Source organism: Streptomyces sp. NPDC085946, assembly GCF_044540485.1.
Taxonomy (GTDB): domain Bacteria; phylum Actinomycetota; class Actinomycetes; order Streptomycetales; family Streptomycetaceae; genus Streptomyces.
Map to the genome: position 1 here is coordinate 1 of NZ_JBITSF010000047.1, position 17,877 is coordinate 17,877.

Annotated in this window: 12 protein-coding genes and 2 pseudogenes; 7 read left to right on the plus strand and 7 right to left on the minus strand. The window is 66.8% G+C overall.

Annotated elements, in window-relative coordinates; translation table 11 throughout:
- Positions 1 to 491 precede the first annotated feature (491 nt).
- The 3 genes and pseudogenes from ACIF8T_RS39235 to ACIF8T_RS39245 all read right to left on the minus strand — a co-directional run.
- Positions 492 to 647 (minus strand): annotated as a pseudogene (locus ACIF8T_RS39235) (XRE family transcriptional regulator); the annotation flags it as partial.
- A 125-nt stretch (positions 648 to 772) separates the two neighbouring features.
- A complete protein-coding gene (locus tag ACIF8T_RS39240) occupies positions 773 to 967 on the minus strand; it encodes a hypothetical protein (protein ID WP_400042120.1) in 195 nt (64 codons plus the stop codon).
- A 557-nt stretch (positions 968 to 1,524) separates the two neighbouring features.
- The gene (locus ACIF8T_RS39245) at positions 1,525 to 4,167 is read right to left on the minus strand and encodes a tetratricopeptide repeat protein (RefSeq protein ID WP_400042121.1); all 2,643 of its coding nucleotides are present in this window, start codon (positions 4,165 to 4,167) and stop codon (positions 1,525 to 1,527) included.
- Positions 4,168 to 4,291: 124 nt separating this feature from the next.
- Between ACIF8T_RS39245 and ACIF8T_RS39250 the strand changes: the two genes are divergently transcribed.
- On the plus strand, positions 4,292 to 4,489 hold the full coding sequence (locus ACIF8T_RS39250; protein ID WP_400042123.1) for a hypothetical protein: 198 nt from the start codon (positions 4,292 to 4,294) through the stop codon (positions 4,487 to 4,489).
- A 401-nt stretch (positions 4,490 to 4,890) separates the two neighbouring features.
- Here ACIF8T_RS39250 and ACIF8T_RS39255 read toward each other — a convergent pair whose 3' ends face one another.
- Both ACIF8T_RS39255 and ACIF8T_RS39260 read right to left on the minus strand, forming a co-directional pair.
- Entirely contained in the window at positions 4,891 to 5,973 is a 1,083-nt protein-coding gene (locus ACIF8T_RS39255) for a ParB/RepB/Spo0J family partition protein (RefSeq protein WP_400042125.1), read from the minus strand.
- Positions 5,970 to 7,235 carry a ParA family protein gene (locus tag ACIF8T_RS39260; RefSeq protein WP_400042127.1) on the minus strand — a complete coding sequence of 422 codons (1,266 nt, stop codon included), beginning with the start codon at positions 7,233 to 7,235 and terminating at the stop codon, positions 5,970 to 5,972. The genes ACIF8T_RS39255 and ACIF8T_RS39260 overlap by 4 nt, the downstream gene beginning before the upstream one ends.
- A 320-nt stretch (positions 7,236 to 7,555) precedes the next feature.
- On the opposite strand from ACIF8T_RS39260, the pseudogene ACIF8T_RS39265 reads away from it, so the two are divergent.
- Together ACIF8T_RS39265 and ACIF8T_RS39270 are read left to right on the plus strand one after the other, a co-directional pair.
- Positions 7,556 to 7,939, plus strand: a pseudogene (locus ACIF8T_RS39265) (IS630 family transposase); the annotation flags it as partial.
- A gap of 219 nt (positions 7,940 to 8,158) precedes the next feature.
- Entirely contained in the window at positions 8,159 to 8,749 is a 591-nt protein-coding gene (locus ACIF8T_RS39270) for a S1 RNA-binding domain-containing protein (RefSeq protein WP_400042129.1), read from the plus strand.
- A 1,640-nt stretch (positions 8,750 to 10,389) separates the two neighbouring features.
- Here the strand turns inward: ACIF8T_RS39270 and ACIF8T_RS39275 are convergent.
- Complete coding sequence (locus ACIF8T_RS39275; protein WP_400042131.1) at positions 10,390 to 11,142, minus strand: hypothetical protein; 753 nt, start codon at positions 11,140 to 11,142, stop codon at positions 10,390 to 10,392.
- A gap of 401 nt (positions 11,143 to 11,543) precedes the next feature.
- Entirely contained in the window at positions 11,544 to 14,534 is a 2,991-nt protein-coding gene (locus ACIF8T_RS39280) for an NACHT domain-containing protein (protein WP_400042133.1), read from the minus strand.
- A gap of 633 nt (positions 14,535 to 15,167) precedes the next feature.
- Here ACIF8T_RS39280 and ACIF8T_RS39285 point away from each other — a divergent pair.
- The 4 genes from ACIF8T_RS39285 (at position 15,168) to ACIF8T_RS39300 (ending at position 17,805) form a co-directional block, all read left to right on the plus strand.
- On the plus strand, positions 15,168 to 15,344 hold the full coding sequence (locus ACIF8T_RS39285; protein WP_400042135.1) for a hypothetical protein: 177 nt from the start codon (positions 15,168 to 15,170) through the stop codon (positions 15,342 to 15,344).
- A gap of 79 nt (positions 15,345 to 15,423) precedes the next feature.
- Entirely contained in the window at positions 15,424 to 15,645 is a 222-nt protein-coding gene (locus ACIF8T_RS39290; protein ID WP_400042137.1) for a hypothetical protein, read from the plus strand.
- 529 nt (positions 15,646 to 16,174) lie between these two features.
- On the plus strand, positions 16,175 to 16,795 hold the full coding sequence (locus tag ACIF8T_RS39295) for a class I SAM-dependent methyltransferase (protein ID WP_400042139.1): 621 nt from the start codon (positions 16,175 to 16,177) through the stop codon (positions 16,793 to 16,795).
- Positions 16,792 to 17,805 (plus strand): HNH endonuclease, encoded by a 1,014-nt coding sequence (locus ACIF8T_RS39300; protein ID WP_400042141.1) that lies wholly within the window; start codon positions 16,792 to 16,794, stop codon positions 17,803 to 17,805. The genes ACIF8T_RS39295 and ACIF8T_RS39300 overlap by 4 nt, the downstream gene beginning before the upstream one ends.
- The last annotated feature ends 72 nt before the right edge of the window (positions 17,806 to 17,877 follow it).

Genomic DNA, 17,877 nt, shown 5'->3' on the forward strand with positions numbered 1-17,877 from the left:
GTCTCCGCCAGATCCAGTACCGCAGCAACCTCATCAACGGATGCCTCGCCGAAACCGGCCTCACCTTGACGACATCACGGCGACAACGTCAGTAACGGAAGTGATCTGGCACACGGTTGAGCGAGGCAGAGTCAAAACCTTGCAAAGGTGTCCGCGCACCCTCGCAAATCCCGCACCAGCACCGCCATCGCCCATCCGCACAAGCCAGGGTTGGCCCCCCCCCGAACGGAACGCCCCGCCACCCCAGCCCCACTCTGGGCCGAGGCGGTCGAGCCCTCTACCTGTCGACGGACTGCTGTACCCGTGTACTCGGGGTCATGACGGCCACATGATCGCAGCAGTGGGCCAGCACGATATCTACCTTTTCGCCTTTCTTGCCTGACCTCGTGTCTGTCACGGCGAGAGCCGCATGCAGTAGGCGCGGGGACTTTGCCGACTGCGAAGTCGCCGCACCACAGTTCGCGACGTGCGCCGACGCCCCACGTGGAGCGCTATAAGTCAGCGCGACGGCCGCAGTCCTGGAAGTACACGTCCTTGAGGGCTTCGACGGTGATCTGCTGCAGCTGCCGGTCGGACGCGCCCTGCTCCTGGGCAGTAAAGAGGCGGGCAACGTAGGGCGGTGGCAGGGCGATGGTCAGGTGGCGCAGGTGGGCGTCGGGCTACACATCGGGGTCTGAGGTGGCCGACGCCTGACAGCAGCACGCCCCGTCTTCGTGATCAGACGGGCGGCTTCAGCACACGCAGCCAGCATAGACTGATAGATGCGATCAGTTTACGAGGGGTTACTGACAGCGCCGGGGCGTCGCGTCGACAGGACATACCCGCCGGACGGGCCCTGCACATCGCGGGTGGCGGGCAGCAGCTCACGCGGCAGATCGTTTTGGTATCGGCGCAGAATTTGCCGCAGGGCGCGGTCGCGAACCGGATAGGGATGGCGGACCATGATCCCCAGCATGACAGAGCTCACGGCGCATCCGTCTACCTCGTCAACACGGCGCCGGTCTCCTCGTCAACCAGGGTGATACGGACGCCGGGCCGACCCCGCTCGCCAACAAATGTCGTGTGCTTGCGGCACACGGTTGCCTCACGCTGCCACCAACCGTGCGGGACCGACCGGCCGTCGACGGTGAGGACGAGGTAGTAGCGGCCCGGGTTCATGCGAGTCGGACCCCGCGGTGTTGGCTGGACGCGCGTATGACGGCGGTCTCGCCCCGCGGTTGGGCGAGCCAGTAGCGGACGAAGGATTTGCTGGTCCTGCCGACAGCGTGCTCGATCTCAGCGGCCGGGCTGGAAGCCCGCGTCGCAGTCCGCAAGGCGTTACGCGAGGCGTGGAGCACTGAACATACGGTGTGCTGTCCGCCCCACTGACGCAGGCTTCACTGACAATGCGGATCCCGCAGCCGCCGGCCGGGAACCGGCCCTTGCCGCCGAGCGGGTATCGGGCCGGAGGCGGGCGTCCCACAAGCAGATTGCGGCCGTCGGATTCAAGATCAGTTGCCTGAGCGCCGGCCAGGAGCGTGTGGATCATTGCCAATGGGGCGTCGGCATACCGTCCGGATCCAGACCGAAGGGCCACAGCCTTTTGAGCGTCTCTTCCATCCCATGGAGATACAGGGCTTCAGTGTTGCCGTGGTCGGCGGCCTGCCGGTAGAGAGTCTCGGCATCCTCCCGGTCTCCGGTCTCTTCTCGCAATCGGGCCAGGTGGAACAGAGCGCTGGCGGAGCCATGGTCGGCGGCCTGCCGATAGAGGATTTCGGCACCCTCCCGGTTCCCCGTCTCCTCCCGCATCTCGGCCAAGCGGAACAGAACGCTGGTGCTGCCGTGATCGGCGGCCTGCCGGGCGAGTGTTTCGGCGGTTTCTCGGTCTCCGGCCTCTTCCCGTATCAGGGCCAGGCGAGACAGCGGGTTGGTGTTGCCGTGGTCGGCGGCCTGTCGAGCCAGGATCGCGGCGCCTTCCCATTCCCCGGCCTCCTCGTACATCCGGGCCAGGCGGAACAGAGCGTCGGTGTCGCCGTGATCGATGGCCTGCCGGTAGAGGGTTTCGGCGCCCTCCCGGTCTCCGGTCTCTTCCCGCACCCGAGCCAGGTAGAACAGAGCGCTAGCGGCGTCGTAGTCGGCGACCTGCCGAGCCAGACGTTCGGCTCCTTCCCGGTCTCCGCCCTTCTCCCGCATCACAGCCAGGTGGGTTAGCGCGCCGGTGCTGTCGCGGTCGGCGGCCTGCCGGGCCAGAATCGCGGCCCCTTCCCGGTCCCCGTCCGCCTCCCGCATCACGGCCAAGCGATATAGAGCGTTGATGCTGCCGTAATCGGCGGCCTGCCGGTAGAAGGTTTCGGCGGCTTCCCGGTCTCCGATTTCCTCCCGCATCAAGGCCAGGTGGACCAGCGCGTCGGTGCTGCCGTAATCGGTGGCCTGCCGGGCCAGAGTCGCGGCGCCTTCCCGGTCCCCGCTTCCCTCCCGCATCACGGCCAGCTGGTACAAGGCGTCGGTACTGCCGTAATCAGCGGCCTGCCGGGCGAGGGTTTCGGCGGCTTCCCGGTCCCCGGCCTTCTCTCGCATCCGGGCCAGGTGGGTCAGGGCGTGGGTGTTGCCATGATCAGCGGCCTGCCGAGCCAGGGTTTCGGCACCTTTCCAATCCCCGGTCCCATCCCACATCACGGCCAGGTGGGTCAGCGCGCTGGCGCTGCCATGGTCGGCGGCGCGAAGTCGGAGGTGGTGGGCCCATTGCAGGCGGTGCCGAACTTCGGCCGCCACGGTCAAGTTGTTCAGGTCGTCGAGGTGGGTGAGGTGAGTGTGAGCGGCGTGCCAGAAGGAGGCGGGCGGGCACAGGTGGCGGCGGGTGGTGCGGCCGTGTTGTTCGAGGTAGTCGGCGAGCCGGAACACCGGCTTCGCCGGCCGTAGTGAAGGGGCCTCAGCAGACACAGAGGGGCCGGGTGGGCGCCGCTGGGGTCGGGGGGTGATGCGGCTCAGGGGGGCTTGTTTGCCGTGCACCTGCTTGGCGAGTTCGGCGTAGGCCTTCTCTGCCCAGTCGTCGGTGAGCTGGTTCCAGTCGGTGTCGTGGAGGTAGTCGGCGGCGGCGTCGGTGAGGAAGGCCTGCGGCAGGTGCAGGCCGACACCGAGGCGGCGGGCGTCCATCGCCGCCTCCAGTAGTGCTTTGGCGGCCGGGCTGACGGTGCGGTAGCGCTCCAGGAGCGCGGGGCCTCCGGCGAGATCCTGCGTGAGGCGTCCGTCGGCGCGGGCACGGGTGAGGGCGTCGGCCAGCAGCCGGTCACCGCCCTCGGCCAACGCCGCTGCCGCGGCCAGGGCGCGGGTGTCGAAGGCGTCGGGGACGCTCACGGTGCGTCCGGCGAGCAGTTCCCTGACCCGGCTGTGCTGATCCGGCCCACCGGGGGCGGGCAGGGCGGTGTACTGCTGAACGTAGTCGGGCCACAGCGTGCCCAGCACGAGGACAGGCCCGCGCTGTGGGCTGATCAGTAAGCGGTGTACGGCCGCAGCAATCTGCTCGCCGGCCGCCTGGTCGCCGAGGTAGTGCTGGGCTTCGTTCAGCCACACCACGGTCCGCGGGACGACACGGGCCAGGTCCTCCAGGGCGGCCTCGGCGCGAGTGGGGTCGAAGGGATGCCACAGCCGCCACCCCTGCTCCGCCAGCGACTGCACGGCCTCCCAGCACGCCCGGGTCTTGCCCGTCGACGAGCCGCCCACCAGAACCAACATTCGACTGTGGCCGGCCGCCGCATCCTGCACCGCTTCGGCCAAGATCCGGTCGTGCTCGCGGGACACATAGCCCGGCAGCGACCGCCGCTCCGGCAAGCCGGAACCGTCCTGGACGGTGCCGGCCGGATGGACCTCCAGTGCGTGCGGATCCCACTGGTCGATCGGACGCCCCGGCCCATCCGCCGTGACCGCGCCCGGCTGCGCGGCTGCGGTCCGCCGCAACTCCAGCAGCTCCCCCGCCGGCAGCTTCAGCACGCGGGCCAGCGCCGCCACCGTCTCCGCAGACGGCACAGGCTTCCTGGGCGAGAGCGCCTCCGACACGGTGGTGCGTCCCAGGTGCGCCTGGGCGGCGAGCTGTGTCTGGTTCAGCCGAGCTCGGGCCAGCCCGGCGGCCAGTTTCTTGCGCAGTTCGGCCAGCGCCGAGTCCGGAGTGTGACCGGCCTGTTCGTCGTGCATGCGCTCGCTCCCGCGGGTGGTGAGGTGTTCGCCGGTGTTCATCTTCGTCCCGGCGAACCCCGGCGCACACCGATTCCGAGACCTTCGTCCACGTCAACACTCCAACCTTTGACGGGAGTCTGTCGTGAACGTCGTCGTCCTTCTCCTCACCGCCGCGCTCGTGCTCGTCGTCGCGGTGCTGGCCGCCGCCGGAGCGGGCAAGCTCGCCCGCCTGGACGGCACCACCTACCCCACCGCCCTCACCCGCGCCGCCACCGCCTTCACCGCAGTCCTCACCCTCGCCACCGCGGTAGCCGGCGCCCTCACCGCCCTCCTCACCTGATCACCACGCGACGGCCCAACCACCTGCTCGGCTTCCTGGTGAGGTACCGAGCGATTGGATGCACTGCGGCGGGGACGACGCAGGCAGCGCGGACCGCTGTACGAGAACCATGAATTCTTCGTCGGAAGACGGAGCGCCATCACCATGCCGAGCGATGCCCCCCTCGATGCGCAATGCCCGGCCGGCCTCGGTCAGCCGGGATGCGCAGTGCGCCGCAGCGAATGCGCAGAGCTGCGCAATGATCGAATCCGTATGCGCAATGCGGGACTGCCCGGAGCGTCTGCTCGTAGATGAGCTCGTAGGGCCGCCTGCCGGCCTGTGTGTATCGGCTTGGAGGTGTCCGGCCCTGCTCGCCGCAGGGGAGTCCTTCAGCCGTGTTGGCGAGGACTCCCCCTGCGTCGTCATGATGCCGTCTGGTTGACGGATGCCGTCCGCTGGCGTTGGTGATCGTTGAGAATGGTCAGCATCTTGTCGAACTCTGTGTCGCCCATCATTTTGATGAGGTGCATGGCGATGAAGACGCCATCGTCGTATGGCAGCTTCTTAGGCTGGGTCTCCTTGCGATCTGGCGCAGGTGCCGGGTTGGTGGGTTGGCTGGAGGCACGTGGCTCCGGAACGGCCTCTGTGCGGAGGGGCGTTCCCGCCGGTGTCTTGGCGCTGCGCTGCTTCTGTGTGTCGTGATCGGTGATTACGTCGTAATCACTTGAGTCGTTGGCGGGTGCCTCCTCCACGGGCGAGGCGGGAGGTTGAGGCTGCTTGGCGGGCTGCTTCTCGCTCTCTTTGCGGGCGCGCTCAGCCTTCAAGTCCTCCAATGCCTGAGTCTGTTCATCCTGCGGCTTGTTGCCGACCGCGCGCAGCAGGTCGATGGGCTCTTGGCCGATACGGGCCTGCAACTCCGGGGTCAGGTTGAGCAGGGCGAGGCGCTGGGATACCCAGCCTTGTGAGCGGTGCAGGCGCTTGGCCAGGGCTCGCTGGCTGCCGTGGATGGCCAGGAGGCGCTGTAGAGCGCGGGCTTCGTCGAGCTCGTCGAGATCCTGGCGGTGGATGTTGGCGACGAGTGCGGACTCGAGGAGTTCCTCGGATGTGGAGCCCTGCTCGTCGCTCACCATCACCTTGATGGTGGCGAGCCCAGCTTCGCGGGCGGCGGCAAGCCGGCTGCTGCCGTCGATGACCACATACGTGGTGTCTGGCTCGAGGTCGGCTTCGCGCTGGGGGTTGGCCTTGATGTAGGCGTCACGGTTCATGACCGTGATGGCCTGCTTCTGCCCGTGGGTCTTCAAGCTGCCGGCGAGGTCGGTCAGGTCACCGAGGCTGGAGCGCGGGTTGTCCGGGTTGAGGCTGACGCGGTGCGGAGGCAGCTCTGTCGGTGGAGCAATGCCTTCGGTGGGGACGCCGGTCGCGGCGGCGACGGCCTGGCGGCGGGCGCTGACCGGGCGCACTCCCCCACCGAAGCGGCCGGATCCGAGCTGGTCTGCCTTGCTCACAGCACCTCCCGGGCGAGGGCGCGCATGCCGACTGCCTGCTGGGACTTGGGGGCGTATGAGAGCAGAGGCTGCTTCACTCGAACGGCTTCCTTCTGTTCCTTGAGGTCTCCGATGAGGCCGACCACTCGCGGATCCTTTATGTCGACCCACCCCTGCAGTGAGGAGGTGGCGATGTAGCCGCGGCGGGAGTCGTACAGGTTGACGACGATGCCGAGGTAGTCGATGTCGACTTGGAGGTCGCTGCGCAGGTCGTCGATCTGGGTGGTGAGGAGCTCGTAGGCGTCTGCGGAGCTGTCTTCGGCCTGGACGACGATCAGGGCGCCGGACTGTCCGAGCTTTTCTCCGTCGCGGCGGCGCCCGTAGTAGGCGGCGGCGTCCATGCTGAGTCCGAGGCTGGGTGGGCAGTCGACGATGATTACGTCGTAATCAGCTTCGAGCGGAGCAAGAGCCCTCTCGAGGGCGGCTTCTCTGGCCCTTACGGCGGACAGTCGCACGTCGAGGAGGAATGCGTCGTTGCAGGCGGGCAGGAGGTGCAGTCTTCCGCCGAAGGTGTCTTCGTCGATGGAGACGATCAGGTCGCGGAGGTCGCCCTTGGGGTCCCCTGCCATGTGGTTGGTGAGGCTGTCACCGTTCATGGGCAGGGGGCTGGCCCCGAGTTGGTTGGTGAGGTGGCACTGGGGGTCGAAGTCGACGAGGAGCACATGCAGGCCGGGGCCGGGCAGGTTCTCGATGTCGAGCGGGTTGTCGATCTGAGGGTCTGCTTCGCTTTGGGTTTCGCTTGCCCGCAGGGCCTTGGTCAGTGCTTTGGCGACACGTACGGGGTGCAGAGAGTTGGAGTCCTCTGCCAGGGCTTCTCCGAGCCCGGCAGTGATCGCCGTTTTGCCCACGCCGCCCTTCTGGTTGCAGACGATGATGCGGCGGGTGATCTCAGGCCGTTCGACGTCCGGGGCGGGGTTGGCGTCGAGCCACAGCTGGACGGACTGAGCGAGGCCTTGGATGAGGGAGACACGCCGGTCGGTGGCGGTCTGCCTGAATTCGTCCCACTGGCCTGCTGGCAGGAAGGTGGAGAAGGAGTCGGCACCTGACGTGTCGATGGGTGCGGGGGTCGCTGCCAGACTGCACCAGTCGCGGATGCCTTGCTCGACGGCAGCTTGGATCTCGATGCCGTGCTGGGCGGCCCTGATCTTGAGGCTCTGGCGGAGCCATCCCGGCAGCTTGGAGACGACCTTTTCGCGGTCGTTGGAAGTGACTGGAGAACTCATGGGGACACCATACTAACGCCCATGATCTTTAGCTCATGCGACACGTTAGTTACGCCACTTGGTGGTAGGGCAGGCCCGACTCATGCTGATTACGACGTAATCGGCTCCGGCTGACTTACCGCAGAGGCGAGCTGACGCCCCGCTACCGCAGCGCAAGGTACGGGCACCCGCAGAAGACGCGCTAAAGCTCAGCGGCCGGCCCTCCCCCGTGACATCACTTGCCCGGCCGTCGCCTGGTGCTGTGACCGCATAGGTCTGCTGGGTTGGTGGACGGCGCGGCTGGATGCGCGGTGACGTTCGTTCCGACCGCTGGAGGTGCGATGGCCGAACCTGTCCGTGTGCGCAGACTGACCGACCAGGAAGGCAGCTGCTGCAGATCGTGCGCCGGGGCAGCACCCGCTCGGTGCGTTACGGGTGGGCGATGCTGCTGCTGGCCTCGGCGACGGCAAGCGATGCCGGTTGACCGCCTAGCTGCTGCAAAGCGACGAGGACACCCTCCGCGATGTCATCCACCGGTTCAACGAGATCGACCTGGCCTGTCCGGGCCCTCGGTGGGCGGAAGGCCGTTCCTGTCCGCTCAACCGTAATGAGGACTTCGTCGTCCAGACAGCCACGAACCGTACCGCCCAGCTCGACCGGCCCTTCACCGCTGGTCTCTGCGCAGACTCGTCGCCTGCCTGCGCAAAGACCACGGCCAGGTCATCGCTCACGCCACACCGACCACACTGTGAGACCCAGGCCCTGTACGCCTCCCTGTGGTGATGCAACGCCAGCGCTCGCCACCGCGATGTCTGGCCATTGAACGACGCGAGAGGGCCCGCATCCACAGCAAGAAAGCATCCGCTGGCGCGGGCGTTCCTTCAGGACCGCGAAGTTGCCGCATCTGCCACTCGGTGCGTAGCTGCTCGTGAAAAGCTGGGAGCATGATCGGCGGGTCGGCTGAGTACCCAGAGCTTTGGGCGTATTTGGAGTCACTGCACTGCGGCGAGTTTCTTTCCGGCATCGTCGCAGCGATCGAACGGTTCGGTGTGTTCGTGGCGCTGGACGGCAGTCCCGGCCACCCGGTCTTCCCCGGCGTCGGGTTCATCTCCTTCGCTGAGCTGTCCTGGCGCCGCTTCGAAGCAGCTTCCGACGTCGTGCAGGTCGGACAGCGCGTCTCATGCGAGTTCCTCCAGTTCGACACCTGGAACCTGGAGGCCAGGCTGTCCTTGAAAGCGATGCAGCCAGACCCCTTTCAGGCATTCGCCAACAGCACCGCGGTGGGGCAGAAACTGCACGGACAGGTCACCAAGCTGGTCCCGTTCGGCGTCTTCGTCCGGGTCGCAGACGGAGTTGAGGGGTTGGTCCATCTACAGGACCTTGCGTGGACACCTGTGGAGGATCCATCGGACGTCGTCCATGTCGGCGACGACGTCGTGGTCATCGTCACCGGGATCGACCGGCAGCGACGCACGCTGTCTCTCGCCAGGCGACAAAGCTCATCCGACCACCGGTGCCCCCTTCACACCCCATGACAATCCCTTTGCACGAAAGTTCCCGGGCGCTTGCGCGAGAGAAGAAAGGCGCACACTCCAACTCGGTGAACTCCCCCGGTCAGAGCGCCAGTGACAGCGAACCTGGGAAGGGCGTCCTCTCCGAGGACACGCCAGGCATCAGCTTCCACGGCGAGTTGGTGTCGCTGCCGCGCTGCGGAAGTCCTGGGCTGAGGACTCCCCACTCCCCCAGCACCGCAGCAGCGCTCGTGAGACTCCTCAGCAGCTCACCAGTACAGAGACAGCCCGAGATTGACGCTCTCTCTCACCATGGCACGCTGCTGGGTCGCCGCTGTGTGTCACCTCATCCACCTGCCGCAGAAGACTCCGACTGATTACGTCGTAATCACCCAGCAGTCTCATTCACTCCAAGCCCTGCCTTGCAGTATCTGTCTCGCGCAGCTTGAGCCGGTCCCAGGGTCGTTCAGGTATCAGTTGCCGGCCCTCAAGCTGCGATCATGAGCAGGGCCCGTTGTGCAGGCGCGGACGACTGCCAGCAAGTCCTCTGAACACACTGAGCGCCGCGTCGCATCCGAGGGTGCGGATGCGCTGGCCGCTGAGGCGAACGTATCGGTAGCTGAGCTTCACGGCATGGTTGCGACAGACAGCGGCTTCGGTCTCTGGCACGCGAGGCGGTCACATCGGTGCGCCACTCGTGTCCACGCCACCCATGTCACAAACGATCGCCGTTCTTGCAGTCCACCCTCTCCTGGCCGAGCCGTGGACGGACGGTACGTGCCAGGAAGGCGCGGGGCCGCGGCCTTCGCGGTCAACGCAGCGTTGATGCTCTTCGGCTGCAAGACGGATGCGTACGGAGAGCCGAGGATGGCAACGTCACAGCTCGCCGATCGAACGACACCTTGATGCTGAGCATGTGCGCGGGTCCTCTCCAGCCCTTACCTCCCAGAGTGCGCAAACGCCTGCTGCGGTACTGGAAACTCGGTCGCTTCGGTCGCTTCCGTCGCTGTCTCAGCGTCGTCGCAGCGGAACTGAGACCGTAGGTTCCACCCCGGACGCGCAACAGATCGGTCCGGCGGCCATGGGCTCGGCGAGGGCATCCCCCAGGTACGGCTTCCGACACCGGCGGTCCTGCAAATCGCTCACCGATCCGTACAGCATCGGCCATCACGCTGCTGCAGCATGCGCTACGCGCCACCATCGCCGTCAGCACTCCATGAAGCCTCCTGGGCTCGTCTCAAGGGCTGCTGTACCGGCTGGACGGTGGGCCATGACCGTCCAGCCCGTGCCGCCGGGACTGGTTTTTCCGCACGACGGCGACCACGATTCGATCGGCACGATGCTGCTGCGGTGAAGCCTGCCCAGGCACCATCGTTCAGCCATGCTCTCGAGCGGTGGACATGCTACTGCCCTGGAAGGGGCGAGCGGTAAAACCCCCATCTGCACGAACGGCACCAGTGACGCGTGGCGGCGATGAGCACAGCTGGATGTCTCTTGCACGCCGTCATCACAGCTGGCCTGACGTGTTGCCCTCCCCGCAGCGGCGTCACACACGTCACTCACGAGTGATTACGGCGTAATCACTCAAGGGACGAGCGTCAGTCGTCGTGCCTTGCTGAAAGCCGTCTGCAGCTCTTGCGGCTACACGGCGGCCTTATGAGGTCCTACTCGGCGAGGAACTCAACAGCGGCCGCCAAGGCCAAGCGCGCCTCATCCGTCGTCGTGACCGGACAGGCGGTGCGCTGTTCCAGCTTCTTCAGGGCACGGACAACGGCGCTGAGATAGCGGTTCAAGCCGACCATCTGTGTGGTCGTGCTGCAGTGGGGGAGGACTTCTGCGACTTCGTCGAGCCAGTACTCGGCGTCATCGTCCAGGACAAGACCAGTGCGGTGTTCCAAGAGCCTTTGTGCCACAGGCACCAGGAGGTGATGCCGGCGCTGGATTGCTTCTTGAGCTCGACGCTCAGCCTCCTGCTGGTGAGCGATTCGGCGTTCGGCTTGGATGACTGCCTCGGGTGTGCGGCGGACTTGGCCGGCGTCGTGCGGTTTCTCCGCCAGCACTGCGGCCTGGAGGCGCTTGGCTTTGTTGTACGCGGCACTTGGGGCCTTCACCGCGAGCGCAGGAGCCAGTTCCGCCCAATGGGCACCCGCCGCACGCGCCTCAGCCACAGCTCGCGCCTGGTGAACGTCGGCACGCTCACGCAGATACTCCCAGAGCCGGATCCGCAGCAGGGCGCCCCTCTTCTGCTGCTGCGGTGTCAGCCTGCGCAGCGCGTCCGCGTGCTTCTCGGCGTACAGCAGGGCGCTGTAGACCTCTTCGTCCGCAGGCATGCGTTCGATGCTGGGATCTTCGGCCTCTTCATGTAGTTGGCGCAGTTCACCGACGACTGCGACAACGTCGATCTTGCCGATGGTCAAAGGTGGCTTGACCAGTGCCTTCGTGGGTGAAGGAGGCTTCCGGGGACGAGGTGCCATACACAGCATTGTGCCCTCCGCCAAGGGATTCACAGAATGTGAATCAGGTGAAGTGGTCCCACGGGGCGACGAGGCTCCCCGTCACGGGCTACTGCTACAAGGCCGCTCGGCACCGCGTTTATGCTGCTCAACGGCTTGCGACGTGCCTGGCAGCCCTTGCTTCACCGGGTCCTCTGACACGGTGCACGCGGCCCGATGACCGCCTGACCCCAGCGGAGGAAGCTCTATGCCTGTGTCACTGCCTGAGGGCGGCTCGTATGTCTGCGGATCCTGCAGGCCGGGCTGACCGGGGGAGTGCCGGCCTCAGGCTCATGGCCCAGAGCAGGATCATGCGCGCTGTCCCTTCAGGAGACGCCAGCCGGGCCAGGCCCGGAGGGTGGGTGTGGGTATGGGGAGAGCAGCCGCCCAATCCGCTCGCGCAGCTCGGGCGGAACACTCTCAAGACCCCGCAGGACCCGGGTGCGTAGGGCGTCCTTCTCGTCGGATGGCAGGTCCGCTGCACCGAGCAGCAGCTCCAGCAGATCGTGCGCCAGGGAGGTTGCCGGCCCACCGGGCGCGGTGAGGAACGTGGTGACGGCCGGTCCAAGCCATGTGAATACCGGGTCCATGGCATGGCGTACGACGCCGTCGTTCGTGCCACCCGAGACATCCATTTTGTGCCACACCTCGTCCCAGTACGTGCGGGACCAGCACGGCCCGTCGTAGCCCGGGGGATAGCGGTACAGCCAGTTCATGTCCACCGGCGCCGGCGGTGCAAAGGCACTGCAGGCGCGCAGGGTGATCTCCAGTTCCCTTCCCTGATCGTTCCAGGTCCGCCGTACCGAGAGGGACAGAGCGAAGTCGGTCCACTGCTCCTCACTAAAGGCGGAACGCCACAGCAGTGCGAGGCGGTGCCAGGCGCTGGCATGGTCGCCCCAGCCTGGGAACAGCTCCCCCGTGGCTACACGGCCTTTGAGGAGCACGATCACCAACAGCAGGTTGGCGCTGTAGATGCCGTGGCGTGCCGAGGTCCGTAGCGGGGGAGAGGTCGGAAAGCGGGTGGGCCGGTAAGCCGGGTGGGGCTCGTGCGTACGCTGGCCGTGTTGTCCCAGTACGCCGATGAGAACACTCGCCAGCCGGTGCCGCTCGGCGGCAGGGATCCGGTTTGCCATCGAGCCGGCGAACCGCAGCATCTGCCGGGAGGACAGCGGCGCGTACGAGAGCAAGGTGTACGCGAGGTCGTCATCGACAGTGCTCTCGGCTGCGGACAGAGACGGCCGGTGTGTCACAAGGGTGGTGAGCACATGCAGGGCCAGGCGCACGACCAGGTACTCGCCGAAACTGGCATGGAGAAACTCGTACGTGGCCAGCACGCGCCCGTCCCGCAGCGACTGGGAGCGCTGGACGAAGAAGAAGCGTCCAAGTGCTACCTCTGCGGGCCCCAGCGGGGTGCGGAACCCAGATGCAGTAGCGGAGGTCCGGCCCAAGAGTGCTGTGAGGTCATCATCTAGTTCAGCGGCCGACACCCACTGGCGGCGGCGGTTGTGCAGGGCAAAGGCGACCAGGGAGAGCCGCTGAAGCTCCCCTTCAACGCGGGACCGTGCCTCATCGCCCGGTACGGCCGCAGACGTAGGAGCTGACTTGTCGGTCTCGCGGCGAGCGAAGGAAACGAGCAGTTCTTCGTACAGTTCGGCCTCGTCAAGAGGATCGTCGCCATCGCGGCGCAGTGCGTTGTCGGTGGCGTCGTACAGCGCCAGCATCGTCAGCAGCAGTGGCTGCGCGGCGAGCGACTGGTGGCGCTCGACGGTTTCCCACGTAAGCGGTAACAGCCCGCGGGCAGCGAAGCTGTCGGAGTTGGCCTCGTTCCACAGGCCGAGCCATCGCCGGATCTGCTCAGGGCGGAACGCTTCCAAGCGCAGTGCCACCAGGCCCGCGGGGTAGCGGGCCCGGTCGGCGACGGCGGTCCTGCTGGTGACGACGGCGCGAACGGGTCGGCCCTGCTCTGCCTCGCGTTGCTGGAAGCGGGCTACGCGGATCAGGAAGTCACTGTGGTGGACCCCGGTGGTCTGTAACAGCTCGTCGAACCCGTCCAAGAGCAGCACCGGCACCGCACCTCCGGCCGAGCGGACCACCTCAGGCCAGGACGCCGATTCCCCGGTCGCAGCGCGCACCGCTTGCTCGATCTGGCTCTGCAGATCCTCCTCAGCGTGCACGTCACGCAGCGGCACTCGGACGGGCAGAAAGCCGGCAGACGGAAGCCGGGCGGCAAGAATGCGTGTCAGGACCGTTTTTCCCGCGCCCGGCTGCCCGAGAACGAGAAGGGGGGAGTGGGCCAGCCCGGCGGACGTCAGGGCCCCGGCGAGGTAAACGGTCAGGTCCCTGCGCACCGGAGCCTCCTCCCAGAAGAGCTCGGTGGCCGGCTCACTGGGACCGGCCACCTCACGCACCCGGAAGTCCGGATCCAGGTACATCTCCCGCATGATCGGTACGCGGATGCCCTCCGGAGCCGACGAGGCATCCAGGACAGGGCGGTTCAGCACGCTCTCGGACGAGCGGGCAAGAGCGGCGGCGACATTGATGGGGGTCCGTACAGCGTGGTTGAGGCTGGCCAGCAACTCCGTGACTCCCTCAAGGGAGCGCCGCACCTCCGTCCGCGTCGCCTGATGTTCGATCTGGGCCGTCCAGAACCCGAACTCCGGTGCCTCTCGGGCGAGCTGCGCATACAAGGACTCGTACTGCCGGACCGCTGCCCGGGGCAGCTCGGCGCGGATGCTCCGCGACACCTCGCCCTGGGCCGTCCCCGACAGCGTGTTCCAGACCTGCAGTCCCTCAGCGAAGTCGAGAAACCTCGTCGACAGGCCCTCGTACCAGCCCTGCAGCTCTTCGGTGACCGCCTCGAAAGGCCGGTGGGGAGCAGGGCTCGGCACGTCGGCGGCTGCCAGCGAACGGGCGAAGGCTGCTCCACGTTCGACCGTATGCGACGTGATCGCCAGGGCGATCTGTTCACGGCGGGTCAGCTCGAGGTCCCCAAGAGACACAGGAAGCCGCTGCTCCTCCAGAGCCTGGAACCAAGCGAGAACGACGATCACCGTGTGCGCGGCGTGCAGCAGCTCTGTGCGCTCGGCACGACCATCCGCGTGGCCCAGACGTCGCCCGACGCCCTGTACCGCGTTGCGACCGAGTGTCAGCACGCTGCCGTTAGCGTCGGCAATCCGCACCAGCCCGTCGCTGACCCCGCCTGTGACGATGTTCAGCGCCCCGCCGAGCGCCCGGTCCAGCGCTGCGACGGCAGGCGGGTCACTGCCCAGCAGCGTCAACGCGTCCGAGAACGACAACAGCCTGCGTACCCCCACCACGCCCCCATGGTCCGTTCGTCGCCTGCGACGATCCCTCGACGAACTCTGGCACACCGGCACCACGCGCGAGTTCTGATCGAGAAACGCGATGCCGAATGCGCGGGGCGCATTCACGGTCTCCTGCGTGTACCTATGAGGCGCGAAAGCGGCGGCAAGCTCGGTGACCGAGCCCAGGCTGAGCGGGCCATCGGGCAGGCACCGAACCTGTCCGACCGGTATGACGTCGTCCCCGGCCTGACCTCGTGCATCTCCTTCTTGCCCTACGGGCGGGCGCGCACCCTGGCCAATGCGCTGACCGCCCATGTCGCTCTACCAAGACACCGGGCATGTGCTGCGGGACGCCGAGGACCTCGATGGCCTGGTCGAGTAGTCCGACTCCGTCTGGAGGCGCTCCCTGGTCCGCCTGGACGTGTCCACCGCGGTGCTGCAACAGCGAGCACCGGATGTGGAGCACGCCATGCCTCTCGGGCAGCAGGCGATCACTCTGGCCAGCTCGTTGCCGATCAGTTCAGCGCGGCAGCACTTTCGGGACCTGTACGAGCCAGCGGCTCATCGGTGGTACCGGCCAGCGGTGCGTGAGTATGGCGAATAGCTCCGCGCCTGAAGCTGTCAGCTCCCGCTTGCCGAGGCAGGGTGATCACGAAGGAGTTCGCCGGGTGCCTTGGCCGCACATCCCTCTCAGCGCCGATCCCGCCGCCTTCCCTGTCCGCCTGCCTGCTGGCCGGCCTGAGCAACCCGGCGGTGATCGCGGCGCGTGACCAGGCGGCCTTCGACGACGTGGAGACCATGGTCGATCACTCCCGAAGTTAACGTTTCCGTCCGGGTATGTGTCGAACCCGACGTGAACGGCCACAGCGAACGGGATACGCGAGGGCGCATACTGGGGGCAATGACAAAACCTGCTGCACTGAAGCGTCATTTGCCTACCAGCCCCTTCAAGGCCCGGGCCACGCCGACTCCCCAGCACTTCGCGGTGGGCGACCAGGTGACGCACGACATGTACGGCCTCGGCCGGGTGATCGGCGTCGAGGACGGGATCGCGGCACTCGTGGATTTCGGCTCGACGCAAGAGCGGATCTTGAGCCCGTACGCCAAGATGACCAAGCTGTAGGACCTCTGTGTCCAGTCAAGGAACACCAGATCCCGCCAGGGATCTGTAACGAAAAAGGAGACCTCTCATCGACCTGCCCTCGCTGTTCTCCGCTCCGGAAGGGGCGCCTCGCTGCTCTGCCACAGCATCGCCGCCTCCGACGACGGATCCTTTCCAGGCTCCGGACTTCGGGGAGGACCAGACCGCCGTACCCGAGGACGCGCAAGCACACATCTCACGCATGAACACGGCGTGACCCAAGGCAGCCGGCCCTTACCGATTACGGGAGATCCGACAGCTGGCCACAGACCTTCCGTTTCCGTATCCCTCCAGAGCTACGGATCAGCAAGCTTCTGACATCCACGACGCCGGACGAGGGCGCACACCAGCGCCTCTGCCCGGCCGTCCCACCAGGCTCAACAGCAGCCGGAGCGGGCCCGGATCCGAACTCCTAAAGCAAGTGTCACAGGGGTGTGGCAGTTTGGGTCTGGCTGCAGTGCTGTGCGGCGTACGGAGTCGGTTGGTTGAGCCGGGAGGAGGCTCCACGGATATGGCTCGTCTGCCGGGAACCGCGGGCTACGGGGAGGACGCCGAGGCGCTGACCCGCCAGTACGAGGAAGTGGCGTTCGAAGAGATACACGGGGATCTCCTGCCGTGGTTGCCGTCTACTCCAGGTCGGGTGGTGGACATCGGGGCCGGCAGTGGCCGGGACGCTGCGGCGCTGGCTGCGCGCGGGTATGAGGTGGTGGCGGTGGAGCCCACCGCAGAGCTGCGGCGGATCGGACAGCGTCTGCACCCCGACGCAGCCATTGTGTGGGTCGATGACGCCCTCCCCTTCCTCGCCGGTCTGTGCGGACCCTTCGACTTGGTGCTGCTGTCCGCGGTATGGATGCATCTGGATGAGCTGGAGCGCGTCGATGCCATGCGGCGGGTGGCCGAACTGACCACGCCTGCAGGGTGCGTGGCCATATCGCTGCGTCATGGGCCGCCCCCGGCAGGGCGCCGCATGTTCGCGGTGTCCGCAGCCGAGACCGTCGCCCTGGCCGAGCAGTTCGGCTTGTTCGCAGTGCACCGCGGCGAAGGGCCAGACCGGTTGAGCCGGGCGAATGTGCACTGGAGCAAGCTGGTCTTCCGTATGCAGGGCCGTACCGTCGCAAAGGGGAAGCAATGACGGCGGAGTTCTACCGGGTCGAGCCGAGTGCACGGACTTCCTGGCGGCTGGCCGTGCTGATGGGTGCCAATACCCGCACCTACAAGTTCGCACTCGGCTCCGCCCTGCTGGAGTACGCCGCTCAGGACCGGACCGAAGTGATGCTGGACGAGCTTGCCGTGCCCTACGCCATGGGCTTGGTCGCGCACCTGGCCGAAGCGCCCCAGGCACCAGCCGGGTCTGCGCTGGGCGAGTCGGACTTCCTGACCGTGGCCCAGCAGGAGGCCGAGGAATCGGCCAGGCTGGGCCGGCCCACCGAACGGCTCCTGCACGCTGCGGTGCGCTCCATGCCAGCGATGGTGATGCAAAAGTTCCACAACCTGGGCGGCGGCACCGAAACAGCCCACCGCTTCTATGAGCTGGCCGGCAGTTCCCGTAAGCGGATCGTGCGCCTGACTCCCGACCTGCGCCAGGTCGCCCGCTCCGAGCAAGCCGCCGGACTGCGCACCGAGTTGGGCGCGCGGTGGAGCATCGTCGAGAGCTCTTTCGCCGCCGGCGTGGGTCGCAGTCTCGTCGCCGAGGGCGTCGCGGTGGACTGGGCCACGCTGAAGATCACGGACAAGCACCGCCGCCGCTCGGTCACCGGAGTCGCCGACGCCTTGATCGGCTTCCAGCACGGCCGGTGCCTGATCTGCTTCGCCCCCATTACTTCCGACGACAAGATCGCCGTCGACCACGTCTTCCCTCACTCGTTGATGCGGCGCTTCGGCGATGTGTCCGGCTGGCATGGTCCCGACCTGGACGTCATCTGGAACCTCGCTCCCGCCCACGAGACGTGCAACAGCGTCAAGAGCGACCGGTTCCCCACCCCTGAGGAACTCCACCGCCTCGCCCAGCGCAACGAGGCGATCCTGCAGTCCCCCCACCCACTCAAAAAGACTCTGCAGCTCACCCTGCGAAGCACGGGATACAGCGGCGGGCCCGGACAGTGGTCGCACTTCCTGCGGCAGGTTCAGGCCGCCTGCGACTGACCAGGTCAGAGACCTCTTCCATCATGTGTCGAGGACAGGTGCAGCACAGCAGCGGCATACAGCAACCACCGC

Excerpts from the sequence above, each read along its gene's own strand:
- ACIF8T_RS39245 (WP_400042121.1), bottom strand. The coding sequence starts at position 4,167 with ATGCACGACGAACAGGCCGGTCACACTCCGGACTCGGCGCTGGCCGAA.
- ACIF8T_RS39260 (WP_400042127.1), bottom strand. The coding sequence starts at position 7,235 with ATGAGTTCTCCAGTCACTTCCAACGACCGCGAAAAGGTCGTCTCCAAG.
- ACIF8T_RS39270 (WP_400042129.1), top strand. The coding sequence starts at position 8,159 with ATGATCGGCGGGTCGGCTGAGTACCCAGAGCTTTGGGCGTATTTGGAG.
- ACIF8T_RS39290 (WP_400042137.1), top strand. The coding sequence starts at position 15,424 with ATGACAAAACCTGCTGCACTGAAGCGTCATTTGCCTACCAGCCCCTTC.
- ACIF8T_RS39295 (WP_400042139.1), top strand. The coding sequence starts at position 16,175 with ATGGCTCGTCTGCCGGGAACCGCGGGCTACGGGGAGGACGCCGAGGCG.
- ACIF8T_RS39300 (WP_400042141.1), top strand. The coding sequence starts at position 16,792 with ATGACGGCGGAGTTCTACCGGGTCGAGCCGAGTGCACGGACTTCCTGG.